Annotated in this window: 15 protein-coding genes; 5 read left to right on the forward strand and 10 right to left on the reverse strand. The window is 63.3% G+C overall.

Going from position 1 to position 17,452, the window contains the following annotated elements; genetic code table 11:
• Positions 1–142: 142 nt before the first annotated feature.
• From sufA to NKH43_RS06560, 7 genes are all read right to left on the reverse strand, one after another.
• A complete protein-coding gene (sufA, locus tag NKH43_RS06530; protein ID WP_006206001.1) occupies positions 143–523 on the reverse strand; it encodes a Fe-S cluster assembly scaffold SufA in 381 nt (126 codons plus the stop codon).
• A 110-nt stretch (positions 524–633) separates the two neighbouring features.
• Positions 634–1,026 (reverse strand): SUF system Fe-S cluster assembly protein, encoded by a 393-nt coding sequence (locus tag NKH43_RS06535; RefSeq protein ID WP_023717362.1) that lies wholly within the window; start codon positions 1,024–1,026, stop codon positions 634–636.
• A gap of 5 nt (positions 1,027–1,031) precedes the next feature.
• The gene (locus tag NKH43_RS06540; protein ID WP_352495793.1) at positions 1,032–2,273 is read right to left on the reverse strand and encodes a cysteine desulfurase; all 1,242 of its coding nucleotides are present in this window, start codon (positions 2,271–2,273) and stop codon (positions 1,032–1,034) included.
• Between the two features lie 53 nt (positions 2,274–2,326).
• The gene (sufD, locus tag NKH43_RS06545) at positions 2,327–3,595 is read right to left on the reverse strand and encodes a Fe-S cluster assembly protein SufD (protein ID WP_352857114.1); all 1,269 of its coding nucleotides are present in this window, start codon (positions 3,593–3,595) and stop codon (positions 2,327–2,329) included.
• A gap of 43 nt (positions 3,596–3,638) precedes the next feature.
• Positions 3,639–4,394 carry a Fe-S cluster assembly ATPase SufC gene (sufC, locus tag NKH43_RS06550; protein ID WP_352481179.1) on the reverse strand — a complete coding sequence of 252 codons (756 nt, stop codon included), beginning with the start codon at positions 4,392–4,394 and terminating at the stop codon, positions 3,639–3,641.
• Between the two features lie 30 nt (positions 4,395–4,424).
• Positions 4,425–5,942, reverse strand: coding sequence for a Fe-S cluster assembly protein SufB (gene sufB / locus NKH43_RS06555; RefSeq protein ID WP_352857116.1), 1,518 nt, complete (start codon positions 5,940–5,942; stop codon positions 4,425–4,427).
• Positions 5,943–6,128: 186 nt separating this feature from the next.
• A complete protein-coding gene (locus NKH43_RS06560; RefSeq protein ID WP_352857118.1) occupies positions 6,129–7,292 on the reverse strand; it encodes a cysteine desulfurase family protein in 1,164 nt (387 codons plus the stop codon).
• Between the two features lie 289 nt (positions 7,293–7,581).
• On the opposite strand from NKH43_RS06560, the gene NKH43_RS06565 reads away from it, so the two are divergent.
• A complete protein-coding gene (locus NKH43_RS06565) occupies positions 7,582–8,256 on the forward strand; it encodes an alpha/beta hydrolase (RefSeq protein ID WP_023717356.1) in 675 nt (224 codons plus the stop codon).
• A 13-nt stretch (positions 8,257–8,269) separates the two neighbouring features.
• On the forward strand, positions 8,270–8,938 hold the full coding sequence (locus tag NKH43_RS06570) for an FMN-binding negative transcriptional regulator (protein ID WP_352857120.1): 669 nt from the start codon (positions 8,270–8,272) through the stop codon (positions 8,936–8,938).
• 29 nt (positions 8,939–8,967) lie between these two features.
• Here NKH43_RS06570 and NKH43_RS06575 read toward each other — a convergent pair whose 3' ends face one another.
• Together NKH43_RS06575 and NKH43_RS06580 are read right to left on the reverse strand one after the other, a co-directional pair.
• Entirely contained in the window at positions 8,968–9,300 is a 333-nt protein-coding gene (locus NKH43_RS06575) for a lipid-A-disaccharide synthase N-terminal domain-containing protein (protein WP_023674681.1), read from the reverse strand.
• Entirely contained in the window at positions 9,293–10,021 is a 729-nt protein-coding gene (locus NKH43_RS06580; protein ID WP_352717322.1) for a glycosyltransferase family 2 protein, read from the reverse strand. Before NKH43_RS06580 ends, NKH43_RS06575 begins: the two co-directional genes overlap by 8 nt.
• A gap of 440 nt (positions 10,022–10,461) precedes the next feature.
• On the opposite strand from NKH43_RS06580, the gene tyrS reads away from it, so the two are divergent.
• Positions 10,462–11,715, forward strand: a complete 1,254-nt coding sequence (tyrS, locus tag NKH43_RS06585) for a tyrosine--tRNA ligase (protein WP_352495789.1) — start codon at positions 10,462–10,464, stop codon at positions 11,713–11,715.
• 247 nt (positions 11,716–11,962) lie between these two features.
• Here tyrS and NKH43_RS06590 read toward each other — a convergent pair whose 3' ends face one another.
• A complete protein-coding gene (locus NKH43_RS06590; protein WP_352857122.1) occupies positions 11,963–15,340 on the reverse strand; it encodes a hypothetical protein in 3,378 nt (1,125 codons plus the stop codon).
• Positions 15,341–15,436: 96 nt separating this feature from the next.
• Here NKH43_RS06590 and NKH43_RS06595 point away from each other — a divergent pair, with 96 nt between their 5' ends.
• Together NKH43_RS06595 and NKH43_RS06600 are read left to right on the forward strand one after the other, a co-directional pair.
• The gene (locus NKH43_RS06595; protein ID WP_023717351.1) at positions 15,437–15,904 is read left to right on the forward strand and encodes a peroxiredoxin; all 468 of its coding nucleotides are present in this window, start codon (positions 15,437–15,439) and stop codon (positions 15,902–15,904) included.
• 138 nt (positions 15,905–16,042) lie between these two features.
• On the forward strand, positions 16,043–17,323 hold the full coding sequence (locus tag NKH43_RS06600; protein WP_352857125.1) for a M23 family metallopeptidase: 1,281 nt from the start codon (positions 16,043–16,045) through the stop codon (positions 17,321–17,323).
• Positions 17,324–17,452: the final 129 nt, after the last annotated feature.

The raw sequence follows: 17,452 nt of genomic DNA on the forward strand, positions 1-17,452 counted from the left end.
CACCACCGTGCCATGGCCGCTCGCCCTTCAGAGCAAGCGCCGTTCTCTCTCCAAAACTTTTTGCAGAACCTTCAGGACACTATCCCCCATCGGGGAGAAGGTGGCCCGAAGGGCCGGATGAGGGGGCGGCGAAGGAAAAGCCTTAGGCCGAAGCGCGCGCCTCGGCCAGTGCCTTCAGATCGGCAGGCTTCAATTCGACCGATTCGCCGCAGCCGCAGGCCGAGCTCTGGTTCGGGTTGCGGAAGGTGAAGCCGGTGCGCAGCGTCGTCTGCTCGAAATCCATCTCGGTGCCGAACAGGAAAAGCGCTGCCTCAGGCGCGACATAGACATGGGCGCCGTCACGCTCGATGTGGTCGTCTTTGGTGTTGGGCTCGGTCACCAGGTCGACCGTATATTCCATGCCGGCGCAGCCGCCCTTCTTGATGCCGAGGCGAATGCCATGCGCATTCTCACGGGTCGCGACGATCTCGCGCACCCGGTCGGCAGCCTTTTCGGTCATCGTGATGACGGCAAAGCGTCCCATTCTTTCCTTCTCCATTGCGCGCAGGTTCAAGGTCTGCCGAATGATTCCTCACCTAAAATGGTGAAGTTTTGTACCCGGCGCAAGTGCGCCAGCCTTTGGCTGGTCGGATGCTAGTACCACCCCACCGCTACCTGTGCCTCTTCCGACATGCGGTCGGGCGACCAAGGCGGGTCGAAGGTCATGTTGACCTCGACGCCGGAAACGCCTTCGACGGCGCCGACGGCGTTTTCGACCCAGCCCGGCATTTCACCGGCCACCGGGCAGCCCGGCGCGGTCAGCGTCATGTCGATCTTGACCGAGCGGTCGTCCTCGATGTCGATCTTGTAGACGAGGCCGAGCTCGTAGATGTCGGCCGGGATTTCGGGGTCATAGACCGTCTTCAGCGCCGAGACGATGTCGTCTGTCAGCCGCGCCAATTCGTCGGCGGGGATTGTCGATCCGGAAACCGCCGCATTGGTCGTCGTTTCCGAATTGGTCTCGGCGGTGTGGCTGGCATCATCCATGGTCGTCACCCGAAGAACTTTCGCGCCTTTTCCAGCGCATCGGCCAAAGCATCGACTTCGGCCCTGGTATTATACATGCCGAACGACGCCCTGCATGTGGATGTTACGCCGAAGCGTTTCAACAGCGGCTGGGCGCAATGCGTGCCGGCGCGCACCGCCACGCCCTGCCGGTCGATGACCATCGACACATCATGCGCGTGGATGCCCTGCAGCTCGAACGAGATGATGGCGCCCTTGCCAGGCGCATCGCCGAAGATGCGCAGCGAGTTGATGGCGCGCAGTTTTTCATGCGCATAGTCCTTCAGATCGGCCTCATGGGCGGCGATGCGCTCGCGTCCGATCTTTTCCATGTATTCCAGCGCCGCACCCAGCCCGATCGCCTGGACGATCGGCGGCGTGCCGGCCTCGAAACGGTGCGGCGGGTCGTTGTAGGTGACGATGTCTTGCGTCACCTCCTCGATCATTTCGCCGCCGCCCATGAACGGGCGCATCCGCTCCAGAATATCCTTCTTGCCGTAGAGCACGCCGATGCCCGACGGGCCATAGACCTTGTGGCCGGTGAAGACGAAGAAATCGCAGTCGAGATCCTGCACGTCGATCGGCATATGCACGGCGCTCTGGCTGCCGTCGACCAGCACCGGAATGCCGCGGGCGTGCGCAATGCGCACGATCTCCTTGATCGGCGTGACCGTGCCCAGCGCATTCGACATATGGGTGATAGCGACCAGCTTTGTGCGGTCGGTCAGCCGTTTTTCGAATTCCTCGATGTGGAAGACGCCGAGATCGTCGACCGGCACCCAGACCAGTTTTGCGCCCTGCCGCTCGCGGATGAAATGCCACGGCACGATGTTGGAGTGGTGCTCCATGATCGACAGCACGATCTCGTCGCCTTCGCCGATATTGGGCATGCCGAAGCCATAGGCGACGGTGTTGATCGCCGCCGTGGTGTTCGAGGTGAAGACGATGTTGTCGGTGCTCGGCGCGTTGAGAAATCTCTGTACTATCTTGCGCGCGTTCTCATAGGCGTCGGTCGCGGCGTTCGACAGGAAATGCAGGCCGCGATGGACGTTGGCGTATTCCTGGGAATAGGCGTGCTGGATGGCGTCGAGCACAGCCTGCGGCTTCTGCGCCGAGGCGCCATTGTCGAGATAGACCAGCGGTTTGCCGTAGACTTGCCGCGACAGGATCGGGAAGTCGCGGCGGATCGCCTCGACGTCGTAGGGAATGTTTTCGACTTTCTGGTCCATCACAAGCTCTCTCGAGGCATCGCCTCATTCCGTCCAGCACCCCTCGGCCAATTCTACCCGTGCGTCAAAAACCAATCGTCGAGCCGTCGTTCCAGCGCCTCGACGATGGCCTCATCGTCCAGTTCCTCGATCACTTCGGCGACGAAGGCCTTGACCAGCAGGCCGCGCGCGGTCTTCTCGTCGATGCCGCGCGCCATCAGGTAGAACAGATGGCTGTGGTCGATCTCGGTGACGGTCGCGCCATGGCCGCAAACGACGTCGTCGGCGAAGATTTCAAGCTCCGGCTTGGTCGAAAACTCACCGTCGTCCGACAACAGCAGCGTGTTGCAGGCCATCTTGGCGTTGGTCTTCTGCGCATATTGGTGGACGTTGATACGACCCTGGAAGACGCCGCGCGCCTTGCCGGTCACCACGTTGCGGATGACTTCGGTCGAGGCGGTGTGCGGCACGGCATGGTCGAGCACCATGGTGACGTCGGTATGGGTGTCGCCGGCCAAAAGATTGATGCCGCGCAGCGTGAAGTCGGCGCCCTCGCCGGTCGTCCTCACGACGACCTCCTGGCGCACCAGCTTGCCGCCGGCATTCATGACGAACAGCGTCAGTTTCGAATTCTTGCCGAGATGCGCCTTGAACTGGGCGAGATGTGTTGCCGTATCCGGCTGCTCCTGCACGATGAGCCATGTCACTTCGGCGCCCTCGCCAAGCACAAGCTGGCTGACCGAGCTGACCAGCGCCGCCCCCTCGCCCGCCTGGCGCTCGACGATGACAGCCTTGGCGCCGGCACCGACGCGGACGGCCAGGCGTACATGCGTCTGTCCACCGGCCTGCAAATTCTGCAGCTCAAGCGGCTTTTCCAGTTCGGCACCGTCGGCGATGTCGACGAAATAGCCGTCGGCGACAAAGGCGGTGTTCAGCGCGCCGATCGCGTCATCGGTGCCATAGGGATCCAACCCCGGCGCGATGCTGCCGTCGGTCAGCTTCTCCGACAGGCGCTGTACGGCGACGCCATCGATATCGGGCAGTTTCGCGCTCGAAACCCCGTTCAGGACCGGCAAAACCGAGGAGTCTTCGACGATCGGCGCAATGGCTTTCGCGACCGCTGCCGGATCGAAGTCCGGCACCGAGGTCAGCAGCCGGCGCAGGTCCGTATAATGCCAGGATTCGATGCGCCGCGTCGGCAGGCCGCCCTTGATCGCCTCGATGGCGTCGTCGCGCTTCAGCATCACCGCGCCGTCGCCGGGCAGCAGCGACAGCCGCTCGCCAAAGGCGTCGATCAGCGCCGTTTCGGCCAATGTTCGCTGGGGTGTCGTGTGCATGTTCATCAGTATCGCCTTGTTTGGCTTGCCTTCCGGGCCTGCTGGCATCTCACGCGGCTTGCCCGATCACGCCGGCATAGCCATTGGCCTCGAGGTCGAGCGCCAGCGACTTGTCGCCCGACTTGATCACCTGGCCTCTGTAGAGCACGTGCACCGTATCCGGCACGATGTATTGGAGCAGGCGCTGGTAGTGGGTGATGACAACGATGGCCCGGTCCGGCGAGCGCAGCGTGTTGACGCCGTCCGCGACGATCTTCAGCGCATCGATGTCGAGGCCGGAATCGGTCTCGTCGAGGACGCACAGTTTCGGCTCGAGCAGCTTCATCTGCAGGATCTCGGCGCGCTTCTTCTCGCCGCCGGAAAAACCGACATTGAGCGGCCGCTTCAGCATCGCCATATCCATGTTGAGCGAGGCGGCCGCTTCCTTCACGCGCTTGAGGAATTCCGGGATCTTCAGCGGTTCCTCGCCGCGCGCCTTGCGCTGCTCGTTCATCGCCACTTTCAGGAATTCCATGGTCGCCACGCCCGGTATCTCCATTGGATACTGGAAGGCGAGGAAGATGCCGGCGGTTGCGCGCTCGGCCGGATCCATTTCGAGGATCGACTGGCCGTTGTAGAGGATGTCGCCTTCGGTGACCTCATAGTCCTCGCGGCCGGCGAGGATGTAGGACAGCGTCGACTTTCCCGAGCCGTTGGGGCCCATGATGGCGGCAACCTCGCCGGCCCTGACCGTCAGGTTCAGGCCGCGGATGATCTCGGTGCCGTCATCGACGATGCGGGCGTGCAGGTTTTTTATCTCAAGCATTTTTTCTTTTTCCTGAAAATTCTTATCCGGTCAGCCGACCGAGCCCTCGAGGCTGATGCCGATCAGCTTCTGCGCCTCGACCGCGAACTCCATCGGCAGTTGCTGGATGACGTCCTTGACGAAGCCGTTAACGATCAGCGCGATCGCCTCTTCTTCCGGGATGCCGCGCTGCATGACGTAGAACTTCTGGTCCTCGGAAATCTTCGAGGTGGTGGCCTCGTGCTCGAACTGCGCCGTCGAATTCTTGGCTTCCATGTAGGGCACGGTGTGTGCGCCGCACTGGTCGCCGATCAGCAGGGAATCGCAATTGGTGAAGTTGCGGGCGTTGGTCGCCTTGCGGTGCGCCGAGACCTGGCCGCGATAGGTGTTCTGCGAAAAACCGGCGGCAATGCCCTTGGAGATGATGCGGCTCGACGTGTTCTTGCCGAGATGGATCATCTTGGTGCCGCTGTCGACCTGCTGGTAGCCGTTCGACACGGCGATCGAATAGAACTCGCCGCTGGAATCGTCGCCGCGCAGGATGCAACTCGGATATTTCCAGGTGATGGCCGAGCCGGTCTCGACTTGCGTCCACGAAATCTTCGAGCGATGGCCGCGGCAGTCGCCGCGCTTGGTGACGAAATTATAGATGCCGCCCTTGCCCTCGGCGTCGCCAGGATACCAGTTCTGCACCGTCGAATATTTGATCTCGGCATCGTCGAGCGCGATCAGTTCGACCACCGCGGCATGAAGCTGGTTCTCGTCGCGCTGCGGTGCCGTGCAGCCTTCGAGATAGGAGACGTAAGCACCCTCCTCGGCGATGATCAGCGTGCGCTCGAACTGGCCGGTGTTCTTCTCGTTCATGCGGAAATAGGTCGACAATTCCATCGGGCAGCGCACGCCCTTGGGGACGAAGACGAAGGAGCCGTCGGTGAACACCGCCGAATTCAACGTTGCGTAGAAATTGTCGGAGGTCGGCACGACCGAGCCGAGATATTTCTTCACCAGCTCCGGATGCTCGCGGATCGCTTCCGAGATCGAGCAGAAAATGACGCCGGCCTGCGCCAGCTCCTTCTTGAAGGTGGTGACGACGGAGACCGAATCGAACACCGCGTCGACAGCGACACGGCCCGACTTGTAGACATTGTCGCTGGCTTCCTCGAGCTCCGAGGCATCGGTCTTCTGCACGCCGGCGAGGATCTCCTGTTCCCTGAGCGGAATGCCGAGCTTCTCGTAGACCTTCAGCAGTTCGGGATCGACGTCGCTGAGCGAGGTCGGTCCGGGCGTGCTCTTGGGCGCCGCGTAATAGTAGAGGTCCTGAAAATCGATCTTGGGATAGTGGACGCGCGCCCATTTCGGCTCGTCCAGCGTCAGCCAGCGGCGATAGGCTTCCAGGCGCCATTCCAGCATCCAGGACGGCTCGTCCTTCTTCGCCGAAATGAAGCGGATAATGTCTTCGCTCAGGCCCTTGGGGGCCTTGTCCATCGCGATTTCGGTCTGGAATCCGTATTTATACTGGTCGACATCGATCTTTCGAACTCGATCGATCGTCTCCTGCACAGCAGGCATCAGCGTTCTCCATCCACGCCGGGGTCAAGGCCCGGCAGTTTTCAAACTATGGCACCGCAAGCGAGCACCCCTGGGCACCCGAAGTGGCGTAAGTTTCATATAGTGCGTTCATGCCGGAAATTCACCCGGCCAAATGCGAACGACGGCTCTACCAGGCCGTAAGGCCCAAATGTCACGTTGCCGCGCTCAGGCGGCCTTTTCCCTGTTTGCCCGCCGCGCGACGATCGTCGCCAGCGCCGAACGGAACAGCTCGATGTCTTCAGCGCCGGTCGCGTGACCGATCGACACGCGCAACGCGCCAAGGCTGTCGCCATAACCCATGGCCTTCAGCACGTGACTAGGCCCGACCTTGCCCGATGAACAGGCCGATCCGGCCGACAGCGCCACACCGGCCAGGTCGAAGGCGATCTGCGCCGTCTCGGCCTTGATGCCGGCAATAGCGAAGAATGTGGTGTTGGCAAGCCTTGGCGCGCCGGTCCCGAAGAATTCGGCATCCGGAACCAGCGTTTTCACGATCGCCTCGATTTCGTCGCGACGTTGCCGCACCGCATCGATCGTTTGCAAGCCGGCAAGCGCCTCACGCGCCGCCGCGCCAAACCCGGCAATCGCCGCCAGGTTTTCGGTGCCGCCGCGATGGCCCTTTTCCTGGCCGCCGCCGCTGACCAGCGGCTTCGGCATCATCAAGTCCGACGCCGCGACAATGGCGCCGACGCCCTTGGGGCCGCCGATCTTGTGCGAGGAGAGAATCAGATAATCGGCGTAACCCGTTGACATATCGAGCGGAATGCGGCCGGCCGCCTGCACGGCATCGACCACCAGGATGCCACCCGCCGCCTTGACGATTTCAGCAATGCGGCCAACCGGCTGGATCACGCCGGTCTCGTTGTTGGCGGCGTGGATGGCTACCAGCGGCAAGCCGTCGGCCTTGTCATGCGCACCGAGCGCTGCCGCCAAGGCGTCGAACCTGACGATGCCATCGGCGTCGACGCCGATCCGCGTCAGCTGCGCGGCCGGGAAGCGCCCGCCATTCAGCAGGCAAGGATGATCGGCCTCGGACACGTAAAGCCGGCTCATGCGGATGGCGCCGCGCCCCATCTGCCAGTCCGGCGTCAGCAGCGTCGAGGCCGCTTCCGTAGCGCCAGAGGTGAACACGACATGCTCGGCTTTGGCGCTGACCAGTCGCGCCACCTCGCGCCTGGCATCCTCGATCAGCCGCCGTGCAGCGCGGCCCTCGGCATGGACCGAGGACGGGTTGGCGGCGACGTCGAGCGCAGCGACCACGGCCGCGCGCGCCGAGGCAAGCAGCGGCGCGCTGGCGTTGTAGTCGAGATATGCGCGTGCTCCGGCCATTTCCGTCCAACTGGTCCCTTCAAAAGCCGTTTCGCGAAGATAGCGCGTTATTTCCTTGAAATTGCAAGGCAAGACGTCCTATTTACGCGGCTTGCGGCGCGGGTGGCCGAGCCACAATTTTTTGGCCGCCCAGTTTTGAACAATTCTAAACTAGCTTCTAGAAAGACGCCCGCCCTGCGTCAAGGCCTAGGGAAGACTGGGGCCTAGGGAAGACTGGGGCCTAGGGAAGACTGGGCCAGAGGAAGAGTTGTTCCGGGCGCCGCGCAGTTTATGCCAAGTGGAGTATTTCATGCCTGAGGTCATTTTTACCGGTCCGGCCGGCCGCCTGGAGGGTCGCTATCAGCCCTCGAAGGAAAAGAGCGCGCCGATTGCCATCGTCCTGCACCCGCACCCCCAGTTCGGCGGTACGATGAACAACAAGATCGTCTACGACCTCTTCTACATGTTCCAGAAGCGCAATTTCACCACGCTGCGCTTCAATTTCCGCGGCATCGGCCGCAGCCAGGGCGAATTCGACCACGGCACCGGCGAGTTGTCCGACGCCGCCGCGGCGCTCGACTGGGTGCAGTCGCTGCATCCGGACTCCAAGAGCTGCTGGGTCGCCGGCTATTCGTTCGGCTCGTGGATCGGCATGCAGCTTCTGATGCGCCGGCCCGAGATCGAAGGCTTCATCTCGATCGCGCCACAGCCCAATACCTATGATTTCTCGTTCCTGGCCCCCTGCCCGTCGTCCGGCCTGATCATCCATGGCGACGCCGACAAGGTCGCGCCGCCAAAGGACGTGCAGGGCCTGGTCGACAAGCTGCACACGCAAAAGGGCATTACCATCACCCAGAAGACCTTGCCCGGCGCCAACCATTTCTTTGCCAACCATGCGGAGCTTTTGATCGAGGAATGCGCGGACTATCTCGATCGCCGGCTGGCCGGGGAGCTGTCCGACCCACGGCCGAAGCGGCTGAGATAGTCGGGGAACGAAAATGTACCAGCCGCCTCACTTCCAGGAAACCCGGCAGGACGTCCTGCACGGGCTGATCCGGGCGCATCCGCTTGGCCTGCTGGTCTCGAATGGAGCCGAGGGGCCGGTCGCCAACGCAATTCCCTTCCTGCTCGATGCCCCCTCCCTGCTCAACGTGGATGTGCCGCCGAACGGCAGGCTGCGCGCGCATCTGGCCAGGGCCAATCCGCAATGGCGGCTTTTGGCCGACAATCCGCTGGCGCCTGTGCTGGTCATCTTCCAGGGCGCCGATGCCTATGTGACGCCGTCCTGGTACGAGACCAAGCGTGAAACCGGCAAGGTTGTGCCGACCTGGAACTATGCAATCGTCCAGGTGCGCGGCATCGTCAAGGTGATCGAAGACCAGGATTGGCTGGCCGAGCAGATTGCCGATCTGACGATGTCGCAGGAGGGCAATCGCGCGGCGCCGTGGGCGGTGACCGATGCGCCGGCTCCCTTCATCCAGTCGCAGATCAAGGGCATTGTCGGCCTGGAGATCGCGATCACCGAAATCAGTGGCAAATGGAAAGTCAGCCAGAACCGGCCGACCGCCGACCGCGTCGGCGTCGCCGAGGGGCTCGAAAGCGAGACTGCCAGTTCGGCCGACATGGTCCGGCTGGTACGATCCTATGGCGGGCTGGACGGCAAGTAATCTCGACCGGTCTCAGGCCGGTCGCGGGCTTAATCGACCTTGGTCATCGCCGCCTTGCGCTCGTTGGCGATCAGCCAGAGATTGCGGATATAGATCAACAGGCCCATGGCCTGGCCGGCGATGAACACCGGATCCTGACGCTGGATGGCGTAGATCAGCAGCAGGCCGCCGCCGAACAGCGAAAAAAACCAGAAGGCGATCGGCACGACACTGCGCTTGGCCTTTTCCGACGCCACCCACTGCACCAGAAAGCGCATGGTGAAGAAGAACTGGGCGACGAAGCCGAGCAGAACCCAGGCATCGAATTGCTTGACGAAAACATCGTGAAGCCAGGTCGCCAATTCCTGAAGCACGTTACCCATGCCTGATTTCCTCTACTTTGGGCATTCTGCGGCGCCTGCGGCGCAGCCACCAGACGCCGGCAAGATCGAGCACGCCCTGCAGGCCGCGATCGAAGATGCCGTAATTCGATTTGCCGTGGCGGCGGGAGCGGTCGACGACGTCGCAATGGACGACGCGGTAGCCCTCCTGGATGACCAGCGCCGGAACAAAGCGGTGGGTGCCGTCGAAGAACGGCAATTTCCTCAAAATATCGGTATGGATCGCCTTGAGGCCGCAGCCGGTATCCCGCGTCTCGTCGTGCAGGATGGCCTTTCTCAGCCCGTTGGCGAAACGCGACGCCAGCTGCTTGATCTTGCTGTCGCGGCGCTTCAGACGCTGTCCCTGCGCAGCCCCGACGTCGGGACCAGCCTGCCGGAGCGCGTCGATCAACACTGGGATATAGCCGGGATCGTTCTGGCCGTCGCCGTCGATGGTGGCGACGATATCGCCGCGCGCTGCCCAGGCGCCCGAGCGTACCGAGAGCGACTGGCCGGCGGATTTCGCATGCCTGAGGTGGCGCAGCGGAAACGCGCGAAGCGCTGCCTGAGCGGCAAGGACCGAAGGCGTGTCGTCGGTCGAGCCATCGTCGACGACGATGACCTCGAAGTCGCGCCCGGCCATGGCAGCGCCGATCTCGTCGAGCAGAAGCGGCAGGTTCGCCGCCTCGTTCCGGCAAGGAATGACGATGGATATCTCCGGCATCTCGACTCTGTCACAGGATATGGCATTCGATCGATGCCGCGCGGTCCAGCGGATGAGGCCCGCTGGTGCGGCGCCTCATTACGCCAGCCGAAACGAGGACGCAAGCAGGCGCGCCGGAAGTGAAGGATGATCGCTTCAGGTTTGGATGGCCCCCACGTTACCCGTTCCGGGGAGAGCCGCTTGTCTCGCGACGCGCGGCTCTCCCTTCTCCCTTGTGGGAGAAGGTGTGAGGGGTGCTCCAGCTTGGCACCAACCGCGCTCTGTCCAGCACCCCTCAACCGTCTTGGCGCTGCGCGCCAGTCCACCTTCTCCCACAGGGGAGAAGGGAAGAGGGCGCGCTAAAACCGGATTCCACTTTTGCTGATCGCGCTTGAGTGCTAAACGCCCGCCTTCATGCATAGCCGAGCCACGTTCGGCCGGAAGCCTTTCAGGAAAGAAAAATGTCCGCCTTCAAATCCGATTTCCTGCGCACGATGAGCGAGCGCGGTTTCATCCACCAGACCTCGGACGATGCCGCCCTCGACCAGCTTTTCGCCACGGAAACGGTGAGCGCCTATATCGGCTTCGACGCGACCGCCAGGAGCCTGCATGCCGGGTCGCTGATCCAGATCATGATGCTTTACTGGTTGCAGCAGACCGGCCACCGGCCGATCGCGCTGATGGGCGGCGGCACCTCGATGATCGGCGATCCGTCGTTCAAGGACGAGGCGCGCAAGCTTTTGACGCCGCAGGACATCGAAAACAATCTGGCCGGCATCCGCCGCAACTTCATTCCCTACCTCAAATTCGGCAGCGGCCCCAACGACGCCGTCATGATCAACAATGCCGACTGGCTGATGGATATCAACTACGTCAATTTCCTGCGCGATGTCGGCAGGCATTTTTCGGTCAACCGCATGCTGGCCTTCGATTCGGTCAAGCTCCGGCTGGACCGCGAGCAGTCGCTGTCGTTCCTCGAATTCAACTACATGATCTTGCAGGCCTACGACTTCGTGGAGCTCTACAAGCGCCTCGGCTGCCGGCTGCAGATGGGCGGCTCCGACCAGTGGGGCAACATCGTCAACGGCATCGATCTCGGCCACCGCATGGAAGGCGCGCAGCTTTATGCGCTGACGACGCCGCTGCTCACCACTTCGTCCGGCGCCAAGATGGGCAAGTCGGCCTCGGGCGCGGTCTGGCTCGATGCGGAGATGTTGAGCCCGTACGAGTTCTGGCAATATTGGCGCAATACCGAGGATGCCGATGTCGGCCGTTTCCTGAAGCTCTACACGACCTTGCCGCTCGCCGAGGTCGCGCGCCTCGAACGGCTCGGCGGCTCGGAGATCAACGAGGCCAAGAAGATCCTCGCCACCGAAATCACCGCCATGCTGCATGGCCGCGAGGCGGCGGAGGAGGCCAGCGAAACGGCGCGCAAGACATTTGAGGAAGGCGCGCTCGCCGAAACACTGCCGACCGTCGAGGTGGGCAGGGCCGAGCTCGAAGCCGGCGTCGGAATATTGTCGCTGTTCGTCACCGCCGGGCTGGCTGGGTCAAACGGCGAGGCGCGGCGGCATATCCAGGGCGGCGCCGTGCGCCTCAACGACCAGCTCGTTGCCGACGATCGCAGGATGGTGACGCTGCAAGATATGGGCCTGGAAAATGTCGCAAAGCTGTCGCTCGGCAAGAAGAAGCACGTTCTGGTGCGGCCGGTTTGACGCGCAACCGTTGGTGCCGGGGGGACAGCGCCCCCCTCTGTCCTGCCGGACATCTCCCCCACAAGGGGGGAGATCGGCTTTCGCGCCGGCTTTCGCCAATCTACAACGTTGCAGGAAGAGCGCAGCGTGGAAGCTGCCAATCTCCCCACTTGTGGGGGAAATGTCCGGCAGGACAGAGGGGGGCGCGAAGGATCACTACAGAGCGTCGGTGTTCACCCGCCTACCCTGCCCGCCTACCCTGGCCGCCTCAACGATACTCGAAGATCGACCGGAATATCCCGGGCGCGATCACGGATAGCGGATTTACCTCCAGGTTGGGCTTGTTGGCGTTGCCCTTGAGCCTGTAGGTGACGCCGATCAGGCCGCGGTCGCGACCGTTGCCGAGCAGCGCGCCGATCAGCGGCAGTTCGCCGAAGATGCGGTTTACGCCGTAGGCCGGCATGAACGTGCCGGTGATGTCCATATTGTTGTTCTGGTCGTAGAGCGTGCCCTGGAAGGTGGTGCCGATGCGCAAGCCGCGCAGCACGCCGTTGCGCAGCTTCAGATAGCCGCTGCCCTTCTCGATTTCGCTGAAACCGCGCTCGAACTTCACCCTCGACGTGTCGAGATTGCCTTTGACCGCCTCGTTGAGGCTACGGCTGTCGCCAGCCGGCGTCGTCGACACGATCGAGGCGAGCTTCGGCTCGTTGACGATAAAGAAGTTCTTGGCGTCGACCTGGCCTTTCATCGGCCCGTCGCCGGCCCCGGTGAGTGCCAGCGTGATCGAGCCGCCTTCCATGTGCTCGTAGATGTTGAGGAAGCGCAGTATGGCACCGGCATCGGCCGACTTCATGTTGAGCGCGCGCAGGCCGCCGCCGGTCGTATTGCTGATGGTGATAGCGGCTCCCGAATCTGCCGTGGCGCTCACCTTGAGCCCGTTCACCCTGGAGCCGGCGGCGCTGTAGTCGAGCTTCAGATTCGATAGCACCTCGTCATGGAAGCCGGTCAGGGAACTGACGTCGGCGCTGACCGAGATCGCATCGACGCCGGTGGTCTTGGTGGCGGTGTCGACGTCGGACGTGAATTGCTTGATCAGCGAGCGTGCGTCCAGCGCGCTGCCGCTAACCTCGACCGCATAGGCCTTGCCCGACCGCTTCACCGAGACGGCGACGTCGTCGCCCCTGTTCAACGTGACCTTGCTGAACCGGGCCGAGGACAAGGCGCCGTTGACCAGCACCGCGCTGCCGTCGATGGAGAAGGTCTTGCCGTCGAGTTCAAAATTGGACAGCGTCGTGGTGTCGCCGGTCTTCGCCATGGCGAAGGTGACCTTGGCGGGAATGCCGGGGCCCTTGCTCCAGCCGGCCCAGGGAATGTCCAGCCTGGCATTGGTCAGGTCGGCCGACACGTTCTGGTTGCCAGTGCCGCTCTTGTCGATCGCCACCTTGATGGTTCCGGAAAGCAGCGTCGACAGGCCGGGCATGGCGGTGGCGCGGGTCTTGTCGTCGAGCACCAGCGCTACTTTACGACTGCGCGGCGGGCCGCCATCCCTGAGCGGCTCGATCAGGTCGAGCTCGGCCGGAATGCCGTTGAGCAGCGCCTTGGCCGAGATCACCGCCCGGTCGGGCGCGACGGTGATCGAGCCGTCGGCATGGCTGACCGTCTGGCCCTCGAACGGCTTGGCCAGCGACAGATCCTTGTAGTCGAGCGCCACCAGCCAATCGAGTTTGGAGGAGTCGACGCCGGACTGCAGCGGAATATCCGCCTTGACGTGACCGGTCACCGTGCCGGACAGGTCATCCGGCAGCAGGCCGACATGGCGCATGGCGTTGATCGGGTCATAGGATGCCAGCTCGGCGATTGCCGGCGCCTCACCGGCGACATCGATGTCGAGCGCGCCGATCACCGGCGGATGGTTCGCCGCCTTGACAGTGAGCGTGCCGTTGCTTGCCGCCACGGTACGGCCGCTCGGCATATAGACGCTGCCCGAGGACAGCGCGACGTCGACGTCGTTGCCGTGGAAGCCGACAACGCCGACGGCATCGCGGATCGGCGGAATGCGGCCGGCCGTGTCGAAGCGCGATCCTTCGACCTGGAAACGGCCGAAGACTTCATCGGCGGAAAGCGGCACGCCGTTGCCAAGCCGCCCGGGTACGACCTGGAATTGCAGGCTGCCATCGACGACGCGGCCGCCGAACAGGTTCTTAAGCACCCACAGCCTGGCATTGCGCGCCGAAAACCACGGCCATAATTGCTTGACGTGCGAGACCGGCATGTCGTGGACGTTAAGCGCCACCGATATGCCCGGCGCCTGGTTGGCGACGAATGAAACCGAAGCCGTGCCCAGCACTTCGCTGCCCGGTCCGGACCGGACGCCGATCTGCTCGGCGACCAGCTTTTGGCTCGTCGGCTGGTAGACGCCGGCAATACGGGCAATGAAGCTGAGCGCCGGTTCCGGCGAATCCGACGGCGCCAAGGTCGAACCGTCGCTGGTCAGGTCGTAGCGATAGGATGGCTCCTCGCCCGCTGTGCCGGTCGCCGGCTTGGGCCCGATCGAACCGGCAAAATCGAAGGTCGAGCGGCCGGTCTTCACCAGCAATCCGTCGACCTGGATCTTGTTCGAGCCGGCGACGAGCGTTGCATCGAGATCGACGTCGGCCGGAAGCAGGCCGCGCGAACCGAGGTCGAGCACCGATCCGGTCAGCGACAGGGCGGCGGTCAGCCGCGAACCGTTGTCGCCGGCCGCTTCCGACCCCGCCAGCTTCAAGGCGATCGCGCCCAATTTGCCACCTGCCGCCGCAGTGTCGGCGTCCGCCGCCTGGATGCTGGCGTCCAGCGTGGCGATGCGTCGCGTCGCCGGATCGCGGGTGGCGGAAGCGGCGATGGTGAGCGCCCTGCCGTCGACATCCGCGTCGGATGAAAACTCCATGCTTCCCGGTCCCGACTGCGATACGGAGGCGTCGGCGATGGTGACCGACTTGACCGATCCGGTCTCGGGCAGTGCCAGCTCGACATTGCGCAGATCGATCTGGCGCACCGAATCCTCGCGCACCGCATCGAGCGCGCGGTTGACGTTGGCGAAGACGGCGGCGGAAAGTTTTTCCGGATCGATGAGGCCATCCTGGTTGCGCAGCCCGGCCGTCCAGTCGCCGCCGGACGGCATCGCCGCCATGACGATGTGCGCGTCGGAAATCCGGGCGCTGGTCAGCCGCACCTCGCCCGAAAGCAGCGGGATGAGCCGGATGCCGAAGCGGACCCGGCCGGCATCGGCCATCGGTTTGCCGTCGGCGGTCTTGAGGCTGACGTCGCTGACCTGCAGCGCAATGAAGCTCGACCCGTCAAGCGTCAGCCGGGCCGGCCCGACGGCAACGTCGACATCGAAGCCGGCCAATTTCTCGATTGCCGTCTCGGCTTCCGCGCGAAGCCGCTCCGAGCCGAAACCGGACACGCCGATCGCATAGACACCGGCCGCAGCCAGCAGCACAAGGGCGACGAGGCCGGCAAACAGCCGCGCCATCAAACGAACGCCGCGACCGATCGACGCCTGGCCGAGCGGCGGGACGCGGCACGCGGACGGAAAGGTCCCCAGGTCGGTGATCTCGTCACGCCTGAACCTGATCTTCTCGTGCTGCGGTAGCTCCTGATCCACGCAATCTTCCGTTGAAACGAATTCGATCGTGGACGAATCCCCGCTCGACATTATATCGATGCAGCCTGGCGCGTAACCTCAAACAAGGGCATCGGTATGGCTGACCTCGACGTGGGCGATGTTGCGCCGCAATTCGATCTTCCGCGCGACGGCGGCGGTTCACTCAGCCTCGCCGCACTGCTGGGAAAACCCATCGTACTCTATTTCTACCCACAGGACGACACCACAAGCTGCACCAGCGAGGCGATCGGCTTTTCGCAGTTGAAGCCGGAATTCGAAAAGGCCGGCGCTGTCGTCATCGGGCTGTCGCCGGACAGCGTCAAGAAGCACGACAAGTTCAAGGCGAAATACGATCTGAGCATCGACCTGGTCGCCGACGAAGAGCGCAAGGTGATCGAGGCCTACCATTTGTGGGTCGAAAAGAAGCTCTACGGCCGCATTTATATGGGCGTCGAGCGGGCGACGTTCCTGGTCGGCCGGGACGGACGCATCGCCAGGATCTGGCGTAACGTCCGCGTCAAAGGCCACGCCGAAGCGGTGCTGGAGGCGGTTCGCGCCCTTTGAGAGCTGCGGCACGCCGCTACAATTCGATGCCCGTTTTGCGCGAATACCTTTGCCCGTCGTTCGGTCCGGCAAAACTTTGTTAACCCTAATAATGTGTAATCAGGCTCGTCGTTGGTGTCGTAACGAAAGCTTGGTCCCGTGAACGTAGCCAGTCAGTCAGCGGTCTTCGGCAGACGCAGAGAGCCCCACACCGTCATCATCGCCCGGGGCGACCAGATAAGGCATTTCACCATACGTCCGTGGCTGGCCGCATTTTGCGGCTCGGCGCTGGCGGCGATCGTCATTGGCTACCTGCTGGCGACCTCTTATCTGGTGCTGCGCGACGACCTGATCGGCGCCACGACGGCCCGGCAGGCGCGCATGCAGCAGGCCTATGAAGACCGCATCTCGGCATTGCGCGGCCAGGTCGACCGCATCACCAGCCGCCAGCTTCTCGATCAGCAGTTGATGGAAACCAAGGTCAGCGAATTGCTGGAACGGCAGAGCCAGCTCAGCCTGCGTCACGGCCGCCTCGCCCCGATCCTCGAACGAGCAGAAAATGAGGTCGCAACGCCGCCCGTGCCGACGGCAAAGCCGGACGAACATGCCGACGCGACCGGCAGCATCCAGCCGATGGCCTATTCCGTCGCCAGCCTTGCTGCGCCCCTTGCCAGCAACGACACGAGGCCGTTCTCGCTGTGGTCAACCCGCGCCAATCCGCTGCCGAGTGAAAGCGCGGCCGACCGGGCAGACAAGCTCTTCGTTTCGATCAACAACTCGCTGAAGACCATCGAGAGCCAGCAGCTCACCCGCATCGCGGCACTTGCCGACAATGCCTACAAGAGCGCCGACGCGATCTCGCAGGCGCTCGAGGCCGCCGGCCTGCCGGTCGACAGCGAATTCGAAAAGAGCGATGTCGGCGGCCCGCTGATACCGCTCGACAGTTCGTTGGTCTTTGACAGCAAGGTCAAGGAGTTGGACGAGGCGCTTGACGCGCTGGATCATCTGAAAAAGGAGGCGCGCCGGCTGCCGCTCGCCAACCCCGCCCCCGGCCATAGCGTCACCAGCCCGTTCGGCGTGCGCACCGACCCCATCCTCGGCACGGCCGCCTTGCATTCCGGCATGGATTTCAGGGCGCCGGTCGGCATGCCGGCCAAGGTCACGGCAGCCGGCGTCGTCGTCAAGGCCGGCTGGAACGGCGGCTACGGCCGCATGGTCGAGGTCGACCACGGCAACGGTTTTGTGACGCGTTACGGACATCTCAGCAAAATCGACGTCGCCGTCGGCCAGAAGCTCTATGCCGGGGACATCATCGGCAAGACCGGCAACAGCGGCCGCTCGACCGGCCCGCATCTGCACTACGAGGTTCGCCACAATGGCGAGGCGATCGACCCGCTGCGGTTTTTGACCGTCGGCAAGAAGGTCGAGCGGTATCTCTAGGAGCCGGGCTGCTCCTCAGACGACCCAGCAATTGAGCGGCATCGGGCCGGCGCAGCCAGGCCAAGGCGGCCTCACCTAAGTATCCTCGGGCGATCGCCCTTCGCTCTATTCTCCCCAGCAAACATTCGG

The organism is Mesorhizobium sp. M1163 (assembly GCF_040318415.1).
Classification (GTDB): Bacteria; Pseudomonadota; Alphaproteobacteria; order Rhizobiales; family Rhizobiaceae; genus Mesorhizobium.